We start from the raw sequence: 15,516 nt of genomic DNA on the forward strand, positions 1-15,516 counted from the left end.
GGGACTACTTATAGTTTATGCTTAAATTACCTTGGCGGTTGCTATAACAGAATTGCTATTTTTTGATTATGCAGTAAATGCACTGTATTGTACCCCCAATCCAGGTAAATCGTTTGGTAAAATTCTCCCTTCTTGTAGCAATGCACCAGTAAAGGGATCGTTCATTAAGTTGAGGTGACTGTCTAAATCTAAATAATCAGCTAATGGTGCTAACTGTGCTGCGGCTGTATTTGCTAGTGTACTGTCAGAATAGCAGCCGAACATAACTTTTAACCCATAAGCTCGCGCTGTATGTACCATTCGCATCGCCTCCGTTAGTCCCCCTGATTTCATCAGTTTGATATTTATACCATCCACATAGTTGGCTAAATGGGGAATATCACAGTTGGTAAAGCAACTTTCATCCACAAATATCGGTAAAGAGGACTTTTCTTTAAGTGCAGCTAAACTTGTTTCTTGTCCTCGTGGTAATGGTTGTTCTACATATTTTATACCAATATCAGATAGCCAATTACACATATAAACCGCATCTTCTAAACTCCAACCCCCGTTTGCATCTACGAATAATTGTAAATCTGGTGCTTCTTGTTGCACCGCTCTGAGCATGTCACGATCAGCATTGATACCATTAGGATTACCTAATTTTACTTTGAGAAGGCGAACATCCATAAATTGTAACCAGTCCCGTACCCTGGCTTTGGCTCCAGCTGGTGAATTAATTCCAATGGTGACAGAAGTGGGAACTATAACATTAGGGTCAAGTCCCCAAATTTGCCACAGAGGTAATTCCACGCATTTACCTAGCCAATCAAACAAGGCCATATCCAGGGCTGCCCTTACTGATGAGGGAACCTGTAGTCGTGTTAAAATTATCTCAATTTGCTGTCGCTGTAAAGGGTTGAATGTTTTTAGTATTGGTGCTAGCTGATTCAAATGGTCTTGAATTAGATCAGTAGATTGGGCATGATTGCCTACACCAAATGGTGATGCTTCCCCCCAACCCTCAATGCCATCGTGGAAAATCTTTACCCATAGGTTTGTGGTTTGGGCTGTTGTCCCGCGACTAATAGTCAAGGGAAACCTTTTATTGACAGTAAATAGTTTGATTTCTATTTGCATAAGCAATATTTAGCCAAAACAATTAGCAAAATAATATGATAATCCTATGAAAAATACTAACAAAATAGATTTATTTGGCGCTGTAAATGTCACCAAAAACCAAAAGCAGTTAGACATAGATACCACAGATGATATTGAAGCTATTTTGATTCCTTTTTAGTTAAAAATATGAAAAATCAAATTATGAAAGCAAAAACTGTTGTAGCAATTTGGCGTTTATAGTTGAACAAAAAATAATATAAATATAGATATAAACCAGCAACCTAACCAACCTGGAAGTATGTTATTTAGAAAATATTTATAGAATCAATCTATCTGCTTCACAGTATGCACAGATCCTGTATTATGTGGATCAACAAATCTGGCAGATGAAAAGACACAGGTAAATACAACAACCAGAATCATAAATAGACAAATACCGGACTATCACAGCAATTTTTAGTGGATTGAGGTAAAATAGGGGGTGCAGGATAACCAAACCAGGAAAGTTAGAAAGTTCTTACAGTACCTATCTACTAGGAATATGGCCTGTCTGTGTACCCTAAGGGAAGCAGCTTGGCCTCTATATCTGTGTTAATCTGTTTACATAAATCTTCCATCAATAAAACTTACTGCTAAAGCATTTTGCGGGATCATAAAAAATTAATTGTAAATCAAACACATGTATGAATAATAAACCCAAAATTATTGTTTTAGATGATGACCCCACGGGATCGCAAACAGTCCACAGTTGTTTACTTTTGATGCAGTGGGATATAGATACTTTGCGCGTGGGACTGCGAGACGATTCACCAATATTCTTTGTGCTGACAAATACCAGATCATTACCCCCGGATTCAGCTGCTGCTGTGACTAGAGAAGTTTGTCAAAACTTAAAACAGGCGTTAGCAGCAGAAAATATCACTGATTTTTTGGTTGTTAGCCGCTCGGACTCAACACTACGGGGACATTATCCCATAGAAACGGATGTCATCGCCCACGAGATCGGCCCGTTTGATGCTCATTTTCTTGTCCCGGCATTTTTTGAAGGTGGACGCATCACCCGCGACAGCGTACACTACCTGATTATAGATGGTATACCTACCCCAGTGAATGAAACAGAATTTGCTCGTGATTCCGTCTTCAGCTACCATTACAGTTACTTACCCAAATATGTAGATGAAAAGACTCAAGGGCGTATTAGCGCGGAATCTGTAACCAGATTTTTACTGGAGGATATTCGCAGTGGTAGTTTAGAACGCTTATTACAACTGAGTAATAATCAGTGTGCCGTGGTGGATGGTGAGACCCAAGGGGATCTCAATTCCTTTGCTAGAGATGTGTTAACAGCAGCAAGTCAAGGAAAACGCTTTTTGTTTCGGAGTGCTGCGAGTATTTTAACAGCTTTGGCTGAGTTACCTCCTCAACCCATTGCTGCCGAAAATATGGCAGAATATGTGCGGGATGGAAAACCAGGTGCGGTAATTGTCGGTTCACACGTCAAAAAGACGACCCAGCAGTTGCAAGCCTTATTGCAAGTTGAGGGGACAGCGGGAATTGAAGTAGATGTGGCCCGATTACTAGATAATGGGGAGAATGAATCTGCCAAACTGGTGAGAGATATCCTGGAAAGTACAAAAGTGGTACATAATGCAGGGAAAACACCAGTAATTTATACCAGTCGTCAGGAATTAGCTTTTGAGGATATCAACACCAGGTTAGAATTTGGGCTGAAAGTGTCGCGTTTATTGATGGATATTGTCCAGGGCTTACCATCTGATATCGGATTTTTAATCAGCAAGGGTGGGATCACTTCCAACGATGTTTTGAGTACAGGACTGTGTTTAGATTCAGCTCGGTTACTGGGACAAATTTTAGCTGGTTGTTCCATGGTGATCACCACAGCAGAACACCCTCAGTTTCCGAATTTGCCAGTGGTGCTGTTTCCTGGTAATGTTGGCGATGCTGATGCCTTGGCCACAATTTACAGAAGATTAACTAGAAAACTATAGGTAAAACATTTTTGGATCTTAAAACTGACTTAATATTGATTATTCCTCGGTGTATCTTTTGGTTGGTGCTGCATGACTTCTGATGCTCATATCCCTAATTTAGAGTCAAATTCTCATATTCCTGATTTAGAAGTAAATCCTAGCTTTGCAGACTATGAGTCGTCAAAGTCTGATACTATTGAGACCGTTGCAGATAATATTATCCCAGATACAGAACTAAATTCTGTTATCCTTTACTTACAGTCAAATTCTCAATCAGATGATGTAGATTCAAATTCTATTCCCACTGATGCGGATTCTCTGTCTCAGTTGGATGAGATAGATTTGGATCTTGACTCTCCTAGTCAATTAACAGCAGAGAATAGGTTAAAAAACCATATCCAAGTGCAGTTAAAAAGTGAGGGGGAAAGACTGTTGGTAATTTTGCCAGATGAATCTCAAGTACCGGCTTCAGAACTCGCCTGGTCCGAGATTTGGCAACAATTAAAGTTGCGGTTAAATGCTGGCGATCGCTTTCGCCAATCAAGCAGATCAGTACATTTAATATCTAAAGACCGGTTGTTAGATGGCCGACAACTACAAGAATTCGCTGAACTCTTGGGTGAAGCGCAACTAGATTTGAAATCTGTAGCCACCAGTCGTCGGCAAACTGCGATCGCCGCTGTCACCTCTGGTTATTCAGTCGAACAGATTTTACCAGACACTTCTTTAACTTCCCAGTCTCAAACCCCCACACCCACCTCAGCAGATACCCTATATCTGGAAATGACAGTACGTTCTGGGACAGAAATTCGTCATCCTGGTACATTAGTTCTTTTAGGAGATTTAAATCCAGGTGGTATCCTGGTTGCACAAGGGGATATTATAGTGTGGGGGAGATTACGTGGAATTGCTCATGCTGGTGCTGGAGGCAATCGTCAGTGTCTGATTATGGCCTTGCAAATGGAACCAACCCAGTTGCGGATCGCGGATGCTGTAGCTAGGCCACCGGAGAAATCACCAATGCCGACTTTTCCAGAAGTGGCTCACATTACCTCTGAAGGAATTCGCATCGCCAGGGCTAATGATTTTTCCAGAAACCAATTAAATAGGTTAAATCAGGTGCTATAAGTATTTACTATATTTCCTGAACCCTCATCGGGCGCAACTCTATCATGACTCGGATTATTGTGATTACCTCCGGTAAAGGAGGAGTGGGTAAAACCACAGTTTCAGCAAATTTAGGCATGACTTTAGCCAAAATGGGGCGTCAAGTGGCTTTAGTTGATGCGGATTTTGGTCTGAGAAATTTGGATTTGTTACTGGGATTGGAAAACCGCATCGTTTATACTGCAGTGGAAGTTCTGGCTAGGGAGTGTCGATTAGAACAGGCCTTGGTCAAAGATAAGCGACAGCCTAATCTTGTATTACTACCAGCAGCGCAAAATCGGTCTAAGGATGCAGTCACTCCTGAGCAAATGAAGTTGCTAGTCAATGCACTAGCACAAAAGTTTCAGTACGTAATTATCGATAGTCCGGCTGGCATTGAAAATGGGTTTAAAAATGCCATCGCCCCAGCAAAAGAAGCCCTAATTGTCACCACTCCCGAAATTTCCGCAGTTCGCGATGCTGACAGAGTAGTCGGGTTACTAGAAGCACAAGGAATTAAGCGTGTTCATTTAATCATTAACCGCATCAGACCAGCAATGGTGCGCGCAAATGATATGATGTCTGTGCAAGACGTTCAGGAACTGCTGGCAATACCCCTCATTGGGGTGATACCAGATGATGAGCGTGTTATTGTATCTACCAATCGCGGCGAACCTTTAGTATTAGGGGATAACCCCTCTTTAGCAGCCATAGCCTTTGATAATATTGCCCGTAGATTGGAAGGGGAAAAGGTCGATTTTCTTGATCTGGACTCACCCCACGACAGCCTCTTCGCCCGTCTGAGAAGGTTGTTATGGACAAAGATTGTTTAACTTATGTTCCAGTCTCCGCAAACCTATTGGCAATGATTCTCGAACTTATAGAACGGTTATTTTTACGTACTCCTGACAGCAGTCGCACACAAGTGAAACGTCGCTTGCAACTAGTGATTGCCCATGACCGAGTTGATTTAGACCCGCAAAAGTTAGAAAAAATGCGACAGGAAATTCTAGAGATAGTTTGTCGCTATGTGGAAGTTGAGCCAGAGGGACTGGAATTTTCTCTAGAAAGCAACCAACGCACCACAGCATTGATTGCTAATTTACCTATCCGTCGGGTCAAACAAACCCTCAATCAATTAGAAAACAGTGAAAAGTCAGAATAGTAGTAGTTAGCTAAATCACTAAATAGAAACATTTATATAGCTTTAATTGTGGTAAAAAAATCCCGTTGTCATACAATACAACGGGAGTCAGGCTAAATCTTGAGAAGCTATCGAAAAGCAAATTGTGGACTTGGCCAAACTTCTGTAATTTTTTGACCAAAAGTAATAGGCTGATCTGTATCCGATGTATTTAAAGTTTCACCATCGGTAGTAACTTGCACCAAAGGCCAGTTTTCTTCTCCCATTTCTCCAGCACGGAAAAGTGTATGCTCAGGTTTGTTTTTACTCCAACCCAATAAGACAGCTATCTTTTCATGCTCATGTGCCTCACGAGTCGGAGCAACAGTATTAATGTAATTTTTCTGTCGATCCCAAATCACTGCATGATCTGTAGAATCCCCTGTATTAAACTTACCTTTGAATTTACGTGCTAAGAAACGATCACCTTTTTCTGACCAGCTAACAGGAACTAAAACCGCGATTCTACCACTCATATTAGTATCGGCTACTACCGAGGATTCCTTTCTATTCAACAAAGGCTCCCTGATAGGCCCAGTTGAAAGCATGACCCGCAAAGTTTTGGTTTGCGTATCTTCTAGAAACATCACACTGGTAACTTGGCTCTCATACATTTGCGGTTTTACTTCTAGCTGCACCCTACTGTAAACAATATATCTACCATCGGGAGAAATCACAGGCACACTGCGATAATAGCGAACCCCTGAACCACCATTAGCACTAATAGACTCATGGGTTGCGACAATCCATTTCCAAGGTATCGGATGCGGGCTTCCTATGGGATCAAAGTTTCCCACTTGCGCTTCATCCAGTACTTCCACAGCAGGTGTTTGTGTCCTGAAAATCTCTTGTAATTGTTGAGGAGTTTGTCTCAATGATTTAGACATCAACAGTTCATTAGGAAACTTCCCATGGAGGCTAGTTCCCGTCTGTGGGTATTGTTCCCCTGAATTCAATTTACTAACAAGCGTTTCTGGAATTACTACTAGCTTTTGTCCTGTTAATCGTGAAGCATGATCGACATCAATATAGTCGATTTCCCCTGTTTGTAATCTTGATTTTTTCCCAAGAGAAGCCATTAACAATGGCATAGAGCGAGATTGTGCCCTTAAGGAAATGATGGGAGATGTTTTTAGTACTTCAACTAAATAAGGTTCATTTATACTAGCTACAGTCAATGGAGCAGAGTCAAATTTTGAACTCGCAGTCGCCATATTTGTCACTGCTTTTGATTGTTTTGCGGAGCTAGAATGAACCGAAGCCGCAACTAAGGGGGCGAGCAGTATCACTAAGACAAGATAATTGAGAAGTGCTTGGACGCTGAACCATCCTGACAGCAACAAGGGTTTAAGCATATGTAGATTCTCTAGGGAGGGGAGACGCTGTGTGAAGAGCAATACCTAGGCAGCAAGGAAGCAGGTGATAATTAGGTAATTACAGGTATGTATAACTACAATAATTATCTGGATTCAAGCAGTAAAATTAGATAATTTGTTCAAACTTTGCAGACTTTTACAAAACTTTACCATCATGACTCACACCTCATTATGGATAAAATATTTAGTAGGTGGTTTACCTATTGATTCCTGCTACAACAAAGCAGACCCCGATAAAGCTATAACTGAGGCGTTTTGTTAAAAGTTGGGAAATATAAAGCACAACTTTATAAAACTCAGAAAAAAAACTTAGGATGTACCATTAGATGCTAACTAAGAATGTCAATTCAAAAGATTGTGGGACTACCATCCGCGAGCTTGAGAAAGAAGACTCAACTTGCAGCGCAACATAGGTGAAATTCATCCCAGAGATTTACTGAGTCAAGCTAAAATCACTTGTTGTGAGACATACCCCAATAGGATTACCACTACTGTTGAAAGTTGAGAGCAACTGATTAGCTATTCAACCTATGACATACAGTCTACCAAGCAATTCTCATTTTCGGCAATATAAAACCACTTTAAGATCAAAAAATTCATTTTCCACTCTTATTGCCCAGAATCCTAGGTGATAAACAGTCTAAATAGGAATATGTTGATACTCCCCAATCTCAAGACACTGTGGTTCTCAGCTCTACCTGAGGAGGATGAAGGATATATCACTACTCTATTTGGGCAAACCTGGTGATTATGGTAACTTCTACAACTAAAAAAAAGAATAATGGTGTACCCCGCACCTGGTTGTGAATCTACTCACTTCTAATCAGGAGAGTGTCAAGTAAAATTAAGAAACCTCTTTATGTAGTTGGCACAAGGAGTTTTCAAGGTGCTATGCCTTACGGGTCTAGGTTGTTTAAGTGGTTGAATATCTTACAAACTACAATTAAGATACCACAAAAGCCAGTATCTTGATTATTATGCCTAAACCTGAGATTTTTATCACTTTTCGTTTGAAGGAACAGGAGAAGGAATTACTTAAAGAATATTGCGAGCAAGAAGGTAGAACTCAAACAGACATTTTACGGGAATTGGTTAGAGGTCTAAGACGGCGACTAAAGTCGCCACCCATTCATCCCACCCCTTAAGGACGCAACAGTCTGAAAATCCCAGAAATTTTCAGGCTTTTACCGGTGAGCTTCTCTGCTTTTATGACTGTAAATTAAGTCAGGAGCAATACTATAAAATTATTGTGTCCTGGGGGAAACGCCAATTATCAAGGGAATCTTGATAACACCACCAGAAACAGCAACCTACCTAATAAGTAATAAATAATGAAAGTAGTATTTTTTGGAACACCTCACTTCGCCGTTCCTACCCTAGAAAAATTACTTAATGAACCAGAGTTTGAGGTTTTAGCAGTGGTTACCCAACCTGATAAACGTCGGGAACGGGGGAATAAATTAATCCCTTCCCCTATCAAAACCCTTGCTATTAACCATAATTTGCCCGTATGGCAACCACAACGTATTAAAAAGGATGCTGAGACCTTACAGTGGCTGCAACAGTGTGATGCAGATGTGTTTGTGGTAGTGGCCTATGGACAGATTTTGTCAGCAGAAATATTGGATATACCCAGGTTAGGCTGTATTAACGTCCATGGCTCGATTTTACCTAAGTATCGTGGTGCAGCGCCAATTCAGTGGTGTCTGTATAATGGGGAACAGGAAACGGGGATCACGACCATGTTAATGGATGTAGGAATGGATACCGGCGCTATGTTGTGCAAAGCAACCACACCGATTACATTGCTAGATAATTCCCAGGATTTAGCCCAGAGGCTATCTGTCATGGGAGCAGATTTATTAGTAGAAACTTTATTCCATTGGCAAAATCAACAAATTGAACCGGTGACTCAAGATGAATCAGAGGCGACTTACGCCCCTTTGATTACAAAGGAGAACTACACATTAGATTGGTCAAAGACTGCTATTCAATTACACAACCAAATTAGAGGCTTTTACCCGAACTGTACAACGACCTTTCGGAATCAAGGAATAAAAATCATCGCCTCTATTCCCATTGGCGATGCTCACTGTGACAAGCCGACACCTGAACTAACAGAAATATACGAAAAACTATCTAATTTATCAAATATATCAGGGAGCATAGGAGAGGTGGTAAGCATCGCCAGGGGAATTGGCCCTATTGCCCAAACTGGTGAGGGGTTGCTACTGTTACGAGAGGTTCAGTTAGCTGGCAAACGTCCCCAGTCGGGATGGGATTTTGTCAATGGTAACCGTTTAACTGTTGGCGAGGTATTAGGCTAAGGTCTCAAGATGCAATGCTAACTTCTCACTTCTAGTTTTTCGTAGAAACGGCAAGACTCACAGGGACCTTCTGGGTTGACAGCACAGCGGATGATTTCCGACTGTGCATTATACTTACAACTAGCATCACCTATTACCCAACGCCCCTGGACTAAAGTTTTCTCCATTGGTCTTTTGGCAGACTGTACGTAAAGAGCTATATTCCGCAGGTGGTAACGTCCCGATTTAAATTGGTATCTGTGGCGGCGTTCTAATACCGCATAAGTTTTACCTTCAAAATCGACATAGTTTCCTGGTTGGGGTGTCCAATCGAGTTGGACTCTACCGAGTGACTGGTTACCATGTGTCAGAATCATCTCAGTTGCTAAAGACTCTGGCTGCATAAATTTATATGATGTGATTTACATTATACAAATGGTATCGCAGTGGACTACTATAGCTTACCAAATCTCGTCGATCGCTGGCGATCGCCAGCAAAGATTTCACCACGATTTGCCTGGCTGCAATAGTCTATAATTAAAAAGCAATAATTACTATAGACAAATCCAAGGATGACTGAATTGGGTTGAGATAAACTTCATATAAGTTTACAAAGAGCCGCCCATGGAGCCGGCATAAAGGTAAATATAGGCCTCTAATATCATTGATATATAGGCAATAGAGAGATTAAGCAAATTTAGCCAACATACAATTTCCCCCATATCTATTACATTATCTAAAGTTATGTAGCCTTTTGATTACGGACGATAGGCTACTGCTGTAAACTATGCTTTGATATATGATTCTTTTGCAGAGAAGAACACTGGAAAGGAGCCTTTTTTCAATGTCTCATACCGTAAAAATCTACGATACCTGCATTGGCTGCACCCAGTGCGTCCGCGCTTGTCCTACAGACGTGTTGGAGATGGTACCTTGGGATGGCTGTAAAGCCGCTCAAATTGCCTCATCACCGCGCACTGAAGACTGCGTAGGATGTAAGCGTTGTGAAACAGCCTGTCCCACTGACTTTTTAAGCATCCGAGTCTATTTAGGGGCTGAGACAACTCGCAGCATGGGTCTAGCTTATTAGGGAATTGAGTTTAAATTCCTGATTTGGTTGACACTTGAGGTATGTAGGGTGAATATATTCACCCTACAAAATTTTTATTTTATTTTTATTTTTTTGAGAAAAACTGAAAAACCATGATCATAGCTGTTAGCATAGGGAGCTAATTGCTGCTTTTCTACAGTATCTTCAAACCAGGTGGTGTCAGTCATGTGTGGAATCGTTGGGTATATAGGCACTCAATCGGCAACAGATATTTTATTGGCTGGGCTGGAAAAACTAGAGTATCGGGGGTACGACTCCGCCGGGATAGCTACAGTCTGGGAAGGTGAGGTAAACTGTGTTCGTGCCAAAGGCAAACTAAATAATCTCCGTTCTAAACTCGAACAAATAGTAATTCCTGCCCAAATTGGAATTGGTCACACTCGCTGGGCGACTCATGGTAAGCCAGAAGAACACAACGCCCACCCCCATATGGACATGGCCATGCGCGTGGCTGTGGTACAAAATGGCATTGTTGAAAACTACCGGGAGTTGCGCGAAGAACTTCAACAAAAAGGACACCTGTTTGTTTCCGAAACCGACACCGAAGTAATTCCCCATCTCATAGCCGAATTTTTAAAGCATCCCCCACAGACCCATCTCCCTACATCCCCATCTCCTTTATTAGAAGCAATTCGCCAAGCTGTTGAATATCTTCAGGGTGCATTTGCGATCGCAGTTATTTCTGCTGACTACCCAGATGAGTTAATTGTAGTGCGTCAACAAGCCCCCCTAGTGATTGGCTTTGGTCAAGGTGAATTCTTTTGCGCTTCTGACACCCCAGCCATTGTACCTCATACCCGTGCCGTTTTACCACTGGAAAACGGCGAAATCGCTCGTATGACACCATTAGGCGTAGAAATTTATAACTTTGCCGGGCATAGATTGAAAAAACATCCCCGGTTACTGAACTTGAATCCCACTATGGTAGAAAAACAGGGATTCAGACACTTTATGCTCAAAGAAATCCATGAGCAACCAGGGGTAGTTCGAGCTAGTTTAGCCGCTTACTTTGATACTGATACTAATTTGACTGAATCAAAGTCACCAATTAACCTCAGCTTACCTGATGAATTTTATACAGACCTAGAACAAATTAATATTGTTGCCTGTGGTACGAGTTGGCACGCAGGATTAATCGGCAAATATTTAATTGAACAACTGGCAGGGATTTCTACTCAAGTACATTATGCTTCTGAGTATCGCTATGCACCCTCACCCTTAAGTGCCAATACATTAATCATTGGTGTTACCCAATCTGGTGAAACTGCGGATACACTCGCGGCTTTAAGTATGGAAAAAGACCGTCGTCAAGGGAAAGAAGACAAATATCAAGCGCGACTTTTAGGTATTACCAATCGTCCAGAAAGCAGTTTAGGTTTAATGGTTCCCCATATGATCAACACCTTAGCAGGAATTGAAATTGGGGTGGCAGCAACCAAAACTTTTACCGCCCAACTGATGGCATTTTACGCTTTAGCTCTAGATTTAGCAGCACGTCGCCAGACAGTTTCACCAGAGAGATTACGGGAAATTATTGATGGGTTACAGCAAATTCCTCAACAAATTGAGGCGACTTTACCCACTCAGGAAACTTTAACTGAACACCTAGCCCATGATTTTACTGAAACCAAAGATTTTATCTTTTTAGGGAGGGGGATCAACTTTCCCATCGCCTTGGAAGGAGCTTTAAAATTAAAAGAAATTAGCTATATTCATGCTGAAGGTTATCCAGCTGGGGAAATGAAACATGGACCGATTGCTTTATTGGAAGCGAAAGTTCCTGTAGTGGCGATCGCAGTTCCTGGTAGTGTGTATGAAAAGGTGCTTTCTAATGCTCAAGAAGCCAAAGCCAGAGATTCCCGCCTAATTGGTGTCACTCCCATCCATGATGGCGAACCTGGGGAGATTTTTAACCATCTGCTCGCCGTTTCTGAGGTAGATGAGTTATTATCGCCTATTCTGACAGTGATTCCTTTGCAATTGTTAGCCTATCATATTGCTGCCCGTCGTGGTTTAGATGTAGATCAGCCTCGGAATTTAGCAAAATCTGTAACTGTTGAATAAATAATGTCAATACTGCATCTTCACCATGAAGTAGCTGGGCTAACTACTACAGAATCTCGTAACACAAAAGTTTGGCAGATAGCCTACTATATGTTCCTTGACCTTGGAGATTACCATAATTAAACCCTGTGTTGTAGACTATAAGGCTGTAACAGTTTACAAAATAGGCAAAAATCTGGCTCATTTAGAAAATATTTCTGAAAATTGTGATCTATGGGCGAACATTTACAGTATAATTGCTTTGCCCTATTCCCTAATTGGTAAATTTTCTCACCCCGAAGTTAATAATATCTTTTTGCGGATATCTCTGACGATGCTTGAAGGACTACAAAGGTCTCTTTCAAAATCGATATCAAGATTTTCGTTTTTTATTGTCCAATTTTCCAATTCTTGAACTTAATATGAAACTAATCAAAAAATCTGAAAAGCTTCTCCTCGATAAGATCAAGCTCATGGAGGAAGCCGAAGAAAAAGGTTTTCCTGCAGACACTCTTAATGTCCTAGAACCTATGGTTGAGGAACATCCAGAAGAATATGAAGATGGAGAGATTAGCTACATTCCTGTACGTACTCATCCCATAGTCCAATCTCTGGGTAACTCAGGTTGGCAAGTTTCCGATATTTGGAAGGATGTCAGAGTCGATAATTTTTCCAGTTGAGAGAAATAGTACTTAAATTGTCTGTACATTCTTCATCCCACCCCTGTAAGGAGTGGGTTTTATGCTATCATAGACACTAAAGTTTTGACGTGACTATATCTGACCACGGGAATTTATCACCTCCCGTGCTAATGTATAGATTAAAGCCAAAATTCAAATCAGATGCGTGTAAACAATTAAGTATAGATAGTGTAAAGAAAAAAAAATAATAATTTTCTAGGCTTTATTTTCTTTTGGTGATAGAATATACGACTGATATAGATAAAATAAAAGTGTTGTAGCTGTGAAAAAGAAGCCAAAACCAAGGATAGCTTCCCTCCGTGAAAAAGCGGGTCTAACTCAACTTGAACTGTCTCGTCTTGTCGGCGTCACTGAAAGCACTATCCAGAACTGGGAAAGCGGGAGAACGGGGATAGAGCATATTGAAAGGATCATTAGGTTTTGCAGGGCTTTGAATTGCCAAGTTGAAGACCTAATTGAACCTGGGAGTGATTCACGACAACATCCAAATTCATTACATGACATCCATCATCTCCTAGGTACTGAAGACTCAGCATATCCTGCTTCTTATCCTCACATGAGTGAAGGGGAAATAGCGCAGTGGTAATAGTTGGCTTGATATCCTGAGTTCATATTGAATTCCTGGCTGTGAAGTCACAGCTAGTTTTTTGCTGCCAAAGTGTATTAATAGTCACAAATTCATAGCCTTGATGTATTAATTGCGGAATCAGTGCTTGGACAATGACAGCAACATCTTGTCCACCACAAGCACCATCATGCAAAACAATTAGTGAACCGTTCTCCACTTGTTTGAGAACTCGTCGGACTACAGTAGCTACTCCCGGCCTTACCCAGTCTTCTGGTACAACACTCCACATAACTGGGCGGTAATTCCATTTAGAGAATAATTGTAAAGTGTGGGGTGTAAATAAACCGTTGGGGGGTCGAACATCGTACACTTGCTCAGGTGTTAAGTCACAAGCATTGTAGATCGCAGCTTGAGTTTTTTCCAAACTGTCTTGCAGGTCATTTGGCGAGAGCGTGGGAAAAGAATGATGATTATAACCATGCAATCCAATCCAGTGTCCGCGATCGCATATGGCTTTGGCAATAGCTGGGGAACGATTCACACAAGCACCCAACCAAAAAAAGCTAGCTTTGATATTATAACGGTCTAATACGGCCAACACTTGGGGTGTATATTCTGGGTGGGGGCCATCATCAAAAGTCAGAGCGATGGCTTTATGCTCACGATTACCACTCCAAAGACAGTGAGGAAAACTAGGTTTAAGAATGCGATACAACAACGGGAATAGCGGAGCCAAATGCATTTTAGGTTATTGATAGCTTCTGCTAGTCTAGCGTGTAAAAAATCAAATATTCATATATAAATCTACCCTATGCGCCTGTTCTCACTGGATGTGTTTCGCGGTATTACCATTGCAGCGATGATTTTAGTCAACATGGCAGGAGTAGCAGATAAAGTATATACTCCCCTAGCTCATGCTGATTGGCACGGATGCACACCCACTGACCTAGTATTTCCCTTTTTCCTGTTTATTGTCGGTGTATCAATGTCATTTTCATTGTCAAAGTACACCGCAGGGGTTTACTGGCGCATCTGGCGTCGTACTGCCATACTATTTCTCCTAGGCTTACTACTAAACGGCTTTTGGAATCGGGGGATTTGGACTTTTGATTTAAGTAACATCCGCATCATGGGAGTATTACAGCGCATTAGTCTCACATACCTGTTCGCGGCGATCGCAGTCCTCAAGCTACCACCCAAAGGACAGTGGATACTAGCAGGAGTATTACTCATCGGCTCTTGGCTCACCATGATGTATGTCCCAGTTCCCAATTATGGGGCGGGTGTACTGACTCCCACAGGTAACTTTGGCGCATATGTTGACCGCTTAATTATTCCCCCAGTCCACCTATATGCAGGTGACGGGTATAAAAATTTGGCAGATCCTGAGGGACTATTTAGCAGCATTACTGCGGTAGTTAATGTTATGGCTGGGTACTTTACAGGTAGATGGATACGCGAACAGCCAGTAACAACACGCACAACAATGGGATTGGGATTATTTGGGATTGGTTGCTTAATTATTGGTTGGGTGTGGGGGTTGACATTTCCCATTAATAAAAAACTTTGGACAAGTTCTTATGTGATGTTTAGCACTGGTTGGGCTTTACTATTCCTCGCAGCTTGTTATGAATTGATAGAAGTAAGGCTAATTCGACGCTGGAGTAAACCCTTTGAAATTATGGGCTTAAATGCGATCGCCTTGTTCACAGCATCAGTTTTACTAATTAAAATCTTAGTCAGAACTAAAATCGGCACAGGTGAAACTGCTATCACCACCTACAACTGGATTTACCAAAACATTTTCGCATCTTGGGCGGGTGAACTCAACGGTTCATTTCTATTCGCCCTAGTCACCCTGTTATTTTGGTTAGCAGTGAGTTATCTCATGTATCGCCAACAGTGGTTTATTAAAGTCTAACTCGAGGGCTGTGACATGAGATTCTCCCTACTTTTTCCCAATAGAATCCCCCTGTATTTAGACCACCCT

Annotated in this window: 15 protein-coding genes; 11 read left to right on the forward strand and 4 right to left on the reverse strand. The window is 41.4% G+C overall.

The window, feature by feature from the left end; translation table 11 throughout:
• Positions 1-66: 66 nt before the first annotated feature.
• Positions 67-1,119, reverse strand: a complete 1,053-nt coding sequence (locus IM676_RS00575; RefSeq protein ID WP_200988507.1) for a dipeptide epimerase — start codon at positions 1,117-1,119, stop codon at positions 67-69.
• Between the two features lie 665 nt (positions 1,120-1,784).
• Between IM676_RS00575 and IM676_RS00580 the strand changes: the two genes are divergently transcribed.
• The 4 genes from IM676_RS00580 (at position 1,785) to minE (ending at position 5,403) form a co-directional block, all read left to right on the forward strand.
• A complete protein-coding gene (locus IM676_RS00580; RefSeq protein ID WP_200988508.1) occupies positions 1,785-3,110 on the forward strand; it encodes a four-carbon acid sugar kinase family protein in 1,326 nt (441 codons plus the stop codon).
• 72 nt (positions 3,111-3,182) lie between these two features.
• Positions 3,183-4,220: a septum site-determining protein MinC gene (minC, locus tag IM676_RS00585; RefSeq protein WP_200988509.1), complete on the forward strand. Its 1,038-nt coding sequence runs from the start codon at positions 3,183-3,185 to the stop codon at positions 4,218-4,220.
• A gap of 44 nt (positions 4,221-4,264) precedes the next feature.
• On the forward strand, positions 4,265-5,071 hold the full coding sequence (minD, locus tag IM676_RS00590; protein ID WP_200988510.1) for a septum site-determining protein MinD: 807 nt from the start codon (positions 4,265-4,267) through the stop codon (positions 5,069-5,071).
• A gap of 32 nt (positions 5,072-5,103) precedes the next feature.
• Positions 5,104-5,403: a cell division topological specificity factor MinE gene (gene minE / locus IM676_RS00595; RefSeq protein ID WP_200990020.1), complete on the forward strand. Its 300-nt coding sequence runs from the start codon at positions 5,104-5,106 to the stop codon at positions 5,401-5,403.
• A 107-nt stretch (positions 5,404-5,510) separates the two neighbouring features.
• Here minE and IM676_RS00600 read toward each other — a convergent pair whose 3' ends face one another.
• A complete protein-coding gene (locus IM676_RS00600) occupies positions 5,511-6,707 on the reverse strand; it encodes a hypothetical protein (protein ID WP_404799834.1) in 1,197 nt (398 codons plus the stop codon).
• A 1,067-nt stretch (positions 6,708-7,774) separates the two neighbouring features.
• On the opposite strand from IM676_RS00600, the gene IM676_RS00605 reads away from it, so the two are divergent.
• Positions 7,775-7,942 (forward strand): ribbon-helix-helix protein, CopG family, encoded by a 168-nt coding sequence (locus IM676_RS00605; RefSeq protein ID WP_200988512.1) that lies wholly within the window; start codon positions 7,775-7,777, stop codon positions 7,940-7,942.
• Between the two features lie 186 nt (positions 7,943-8,128).
• Positions 8,129-9,124, forward strand: coding sequence for a methionyl-tRNA formyltransferase (gene fmt, locus IM676_RS00610; protein ID WP_200988513.1), 996 nt, complete (start codon positions 8,129-8,131; stop codon positions 9,122-9,124).
• Positions 9,125-9,141: 17 nt separating this feature from the next.
• Here fmt and IM676_RS00615 read toward each other — a convergent pair whose 3' ends face one another.
• Positions 9,142-9,507 (reverse strand): DUF6464 family protein, encoded by a 366-nt coding sequence (locus IM676_RS00615; protein WP_200988514.1) that lies wholly within the window; start codon positions 9,505-9,507, stop codon positions 9,142-9,144.
• A gap of 440 nt (positions 9,508-9,947) precedes the next feature.
• On the opposite strand from IM676_RS00615, the gene psaC reads away from it, so the two are divergent.
• The 4 genes from psaC (at position 9,948) to IM676_RS00635 (ending at position 13,544) form a co-directional block, all read left to right on the forward strand.
• Positions 9,948-10,193, forward strand: coding sequence for a photosystem I iron-sulfur center protein PsaC (gene psaC, locus IM676_RS00620; protein WP_012411495.1), 246 nt, complete (start codon positions 9,948-9,950; stop codon positions 10,191-10,193).
• A 186-nt stretch (positions 10,194-10,379) separates the two neighbouring features.
• Positions 10,380-12,278 carry a glutamine--fructose-6-phosphate transaminase (isomerizing) gene (gene glmS / locus IM676_RS00625; RefSeq protein WP_200988515.1) on the forward strand — a complete coding sequence of 633 codons (1,899 nt, stop codon included), beginning with the start codon at positions 10,380-10,382 and terminating at the stop codon, positions 12,276-12,278.
• 401 nt (positions 12,279-12,679) lie between these two features.
• On the forward strand, positions 12,680-12,937 hold the full coding sequence (locus tag IM676_RS00630; protein WP_200988516.1) for a hypothetical protein: 258 nt from the start codon (positions 12,680-12,682) through the stop codon (positions 12,935-12,937).
• A 283-nt stretch (positions 12,938-13,220) separates the two neighbouring features.
• Positions 13,221-13,544: a helix-turn-helix transcriptional regulator gene (locus tag IM676_RS00635; protein WP_200988517.1), complete on the forward strand. Its 324-nt coding sequence runs from the start codon at positions 13,221-13,223 to the stop codon at positions 13,542-13,544.
• A gap of 22 nt (positions 13,545-13,566) precedes the next feature.
• On the opposite strand, the gene IM676_RS00640 is transcribed toward IM676_RS00635, so the two are convergent.
• Positions 13,567-14,268, reverse strand: a complete 702-nt coding sequence (locus tag IM676_RS00640; RefSeq protein ID WP_200988518.1) for a polysaccharide deacetylase family protein — start codon at positions 14,266-14,268, stop codon at positions 13,567-13,569.
• Positions 14,269-14,337: 69 nt separating this feature from the next.
• Between IM676_RS00640 and IM676_RS00645 the strand changes: the two genes are divergently transcribed.
• Positions 14,338-15,447 carry an acyltransferase family protein gene (locus IM676_RS00645; RefSeq protein ID WP_200988519.1) on the forward strand — a complete coding sequence of 370 codons (1,110 nt, stop codon included), beginning with the start codon at positions 14,338-14,340 and terminating at the stop codon, positions 15,445-15,447.
• Positions 15,448-15,516: the final 69 nt, after the last annotated feature.

The sequence above is a fragment of the Anabaenopsis elenkinii CCIBt3563 genome (genome assembly GCF_015245355.1).
Taxonomy (GTDB): domain Bacteria; phylum Cyanobacteriota; class Cyanobacteriia; order Cyanobacteriales; family Nostocaceae; genus Anabaenopsis; species Anabaenopsis elenkinii.

Coding starts and splice junctions, on each gene's coding strand:
- psaC (WP_012411495.1), top strand. CDS start 9,948: ATGTCTCATACCGTAAAAATCTACGATACCTGCATTGGCTGCACCCAG.
- IM676_RS00640 (WP_200988518.1), bottom strand. CDS start 14,268: ATGCATTTGGCTCCGCTATTCCCGTTGTTGTATCGCATTCTTAAACCT.
- minC (WP_200988509.1), top strand. CDS start 3,183: ATGACTTCTGATGCTCATATCCCTAATTTAGAGTCAAATTCTCATATT.
- IM676_RS00615 (WP_200988514.1), bottom strand. CDS start 9,507: ATGCAGCCAGAGTCTTTAGCAACTGAGATGATTCTGACACATGGTAAC.
- fmt (WP_200988513.1), top strand. CDS start 8,129: ATGAAAGTAGTATTTTTTGGAACACCTCACTTCGCCGTTCCTACCCTA.
- minD (WP_200988510.1), top strand. CDS start 4,265: ATGACTCGGATTATTGTGATTACCTCCGGTAAAGGAGGAGTGGGTAAA.
- glmS (WP_200988515.1), top strand. CDS start 10,380: ATGTGTGGAATCGTTGGGTATATAGGCACTCAATCGGCAACAGATATT.
- minE (WP_200990020.1), top strand. CDS start 5,104: ATGATTCTCGAACTTATAGAACGGTTATTTTTACGTACTCCTGACAGC.
- IM676_RS00630 (WP_200988516.1), top strand. CDS start 12,680: ATGAAACTAATCAAAAAATCTGAAAAGCTTCTCCTCGATAAGATCAAG.
- IM676_RS00645 (WP_200988519.1), top strand. CDS start 14,338: ATGCGCCTGTTCTCACTGGATGTGTTTCGCGGTATTACCATTGCAGCG.
- IM676_RS00575 (WP_200988507.1), bottom strand. CDS start 1,119: ATGCAAATAGAAATCAAACTATTTACTGTCAATAAAAGGTTTCCCTTG.
- IM676_RS00580 (WP_200988508.1), top strand. CDS start 1,785: ATGAATAATAAACCCAAAATTATTGTTTTAGATGATGACCCCACGGGA.
- IM676_RS00605 (WP_200988512.1), top strand. CDS start 7,775: ATGCCTAAACCTGAGATTTTTATCACTTTTCGTTTGAAGGAACAGGAG.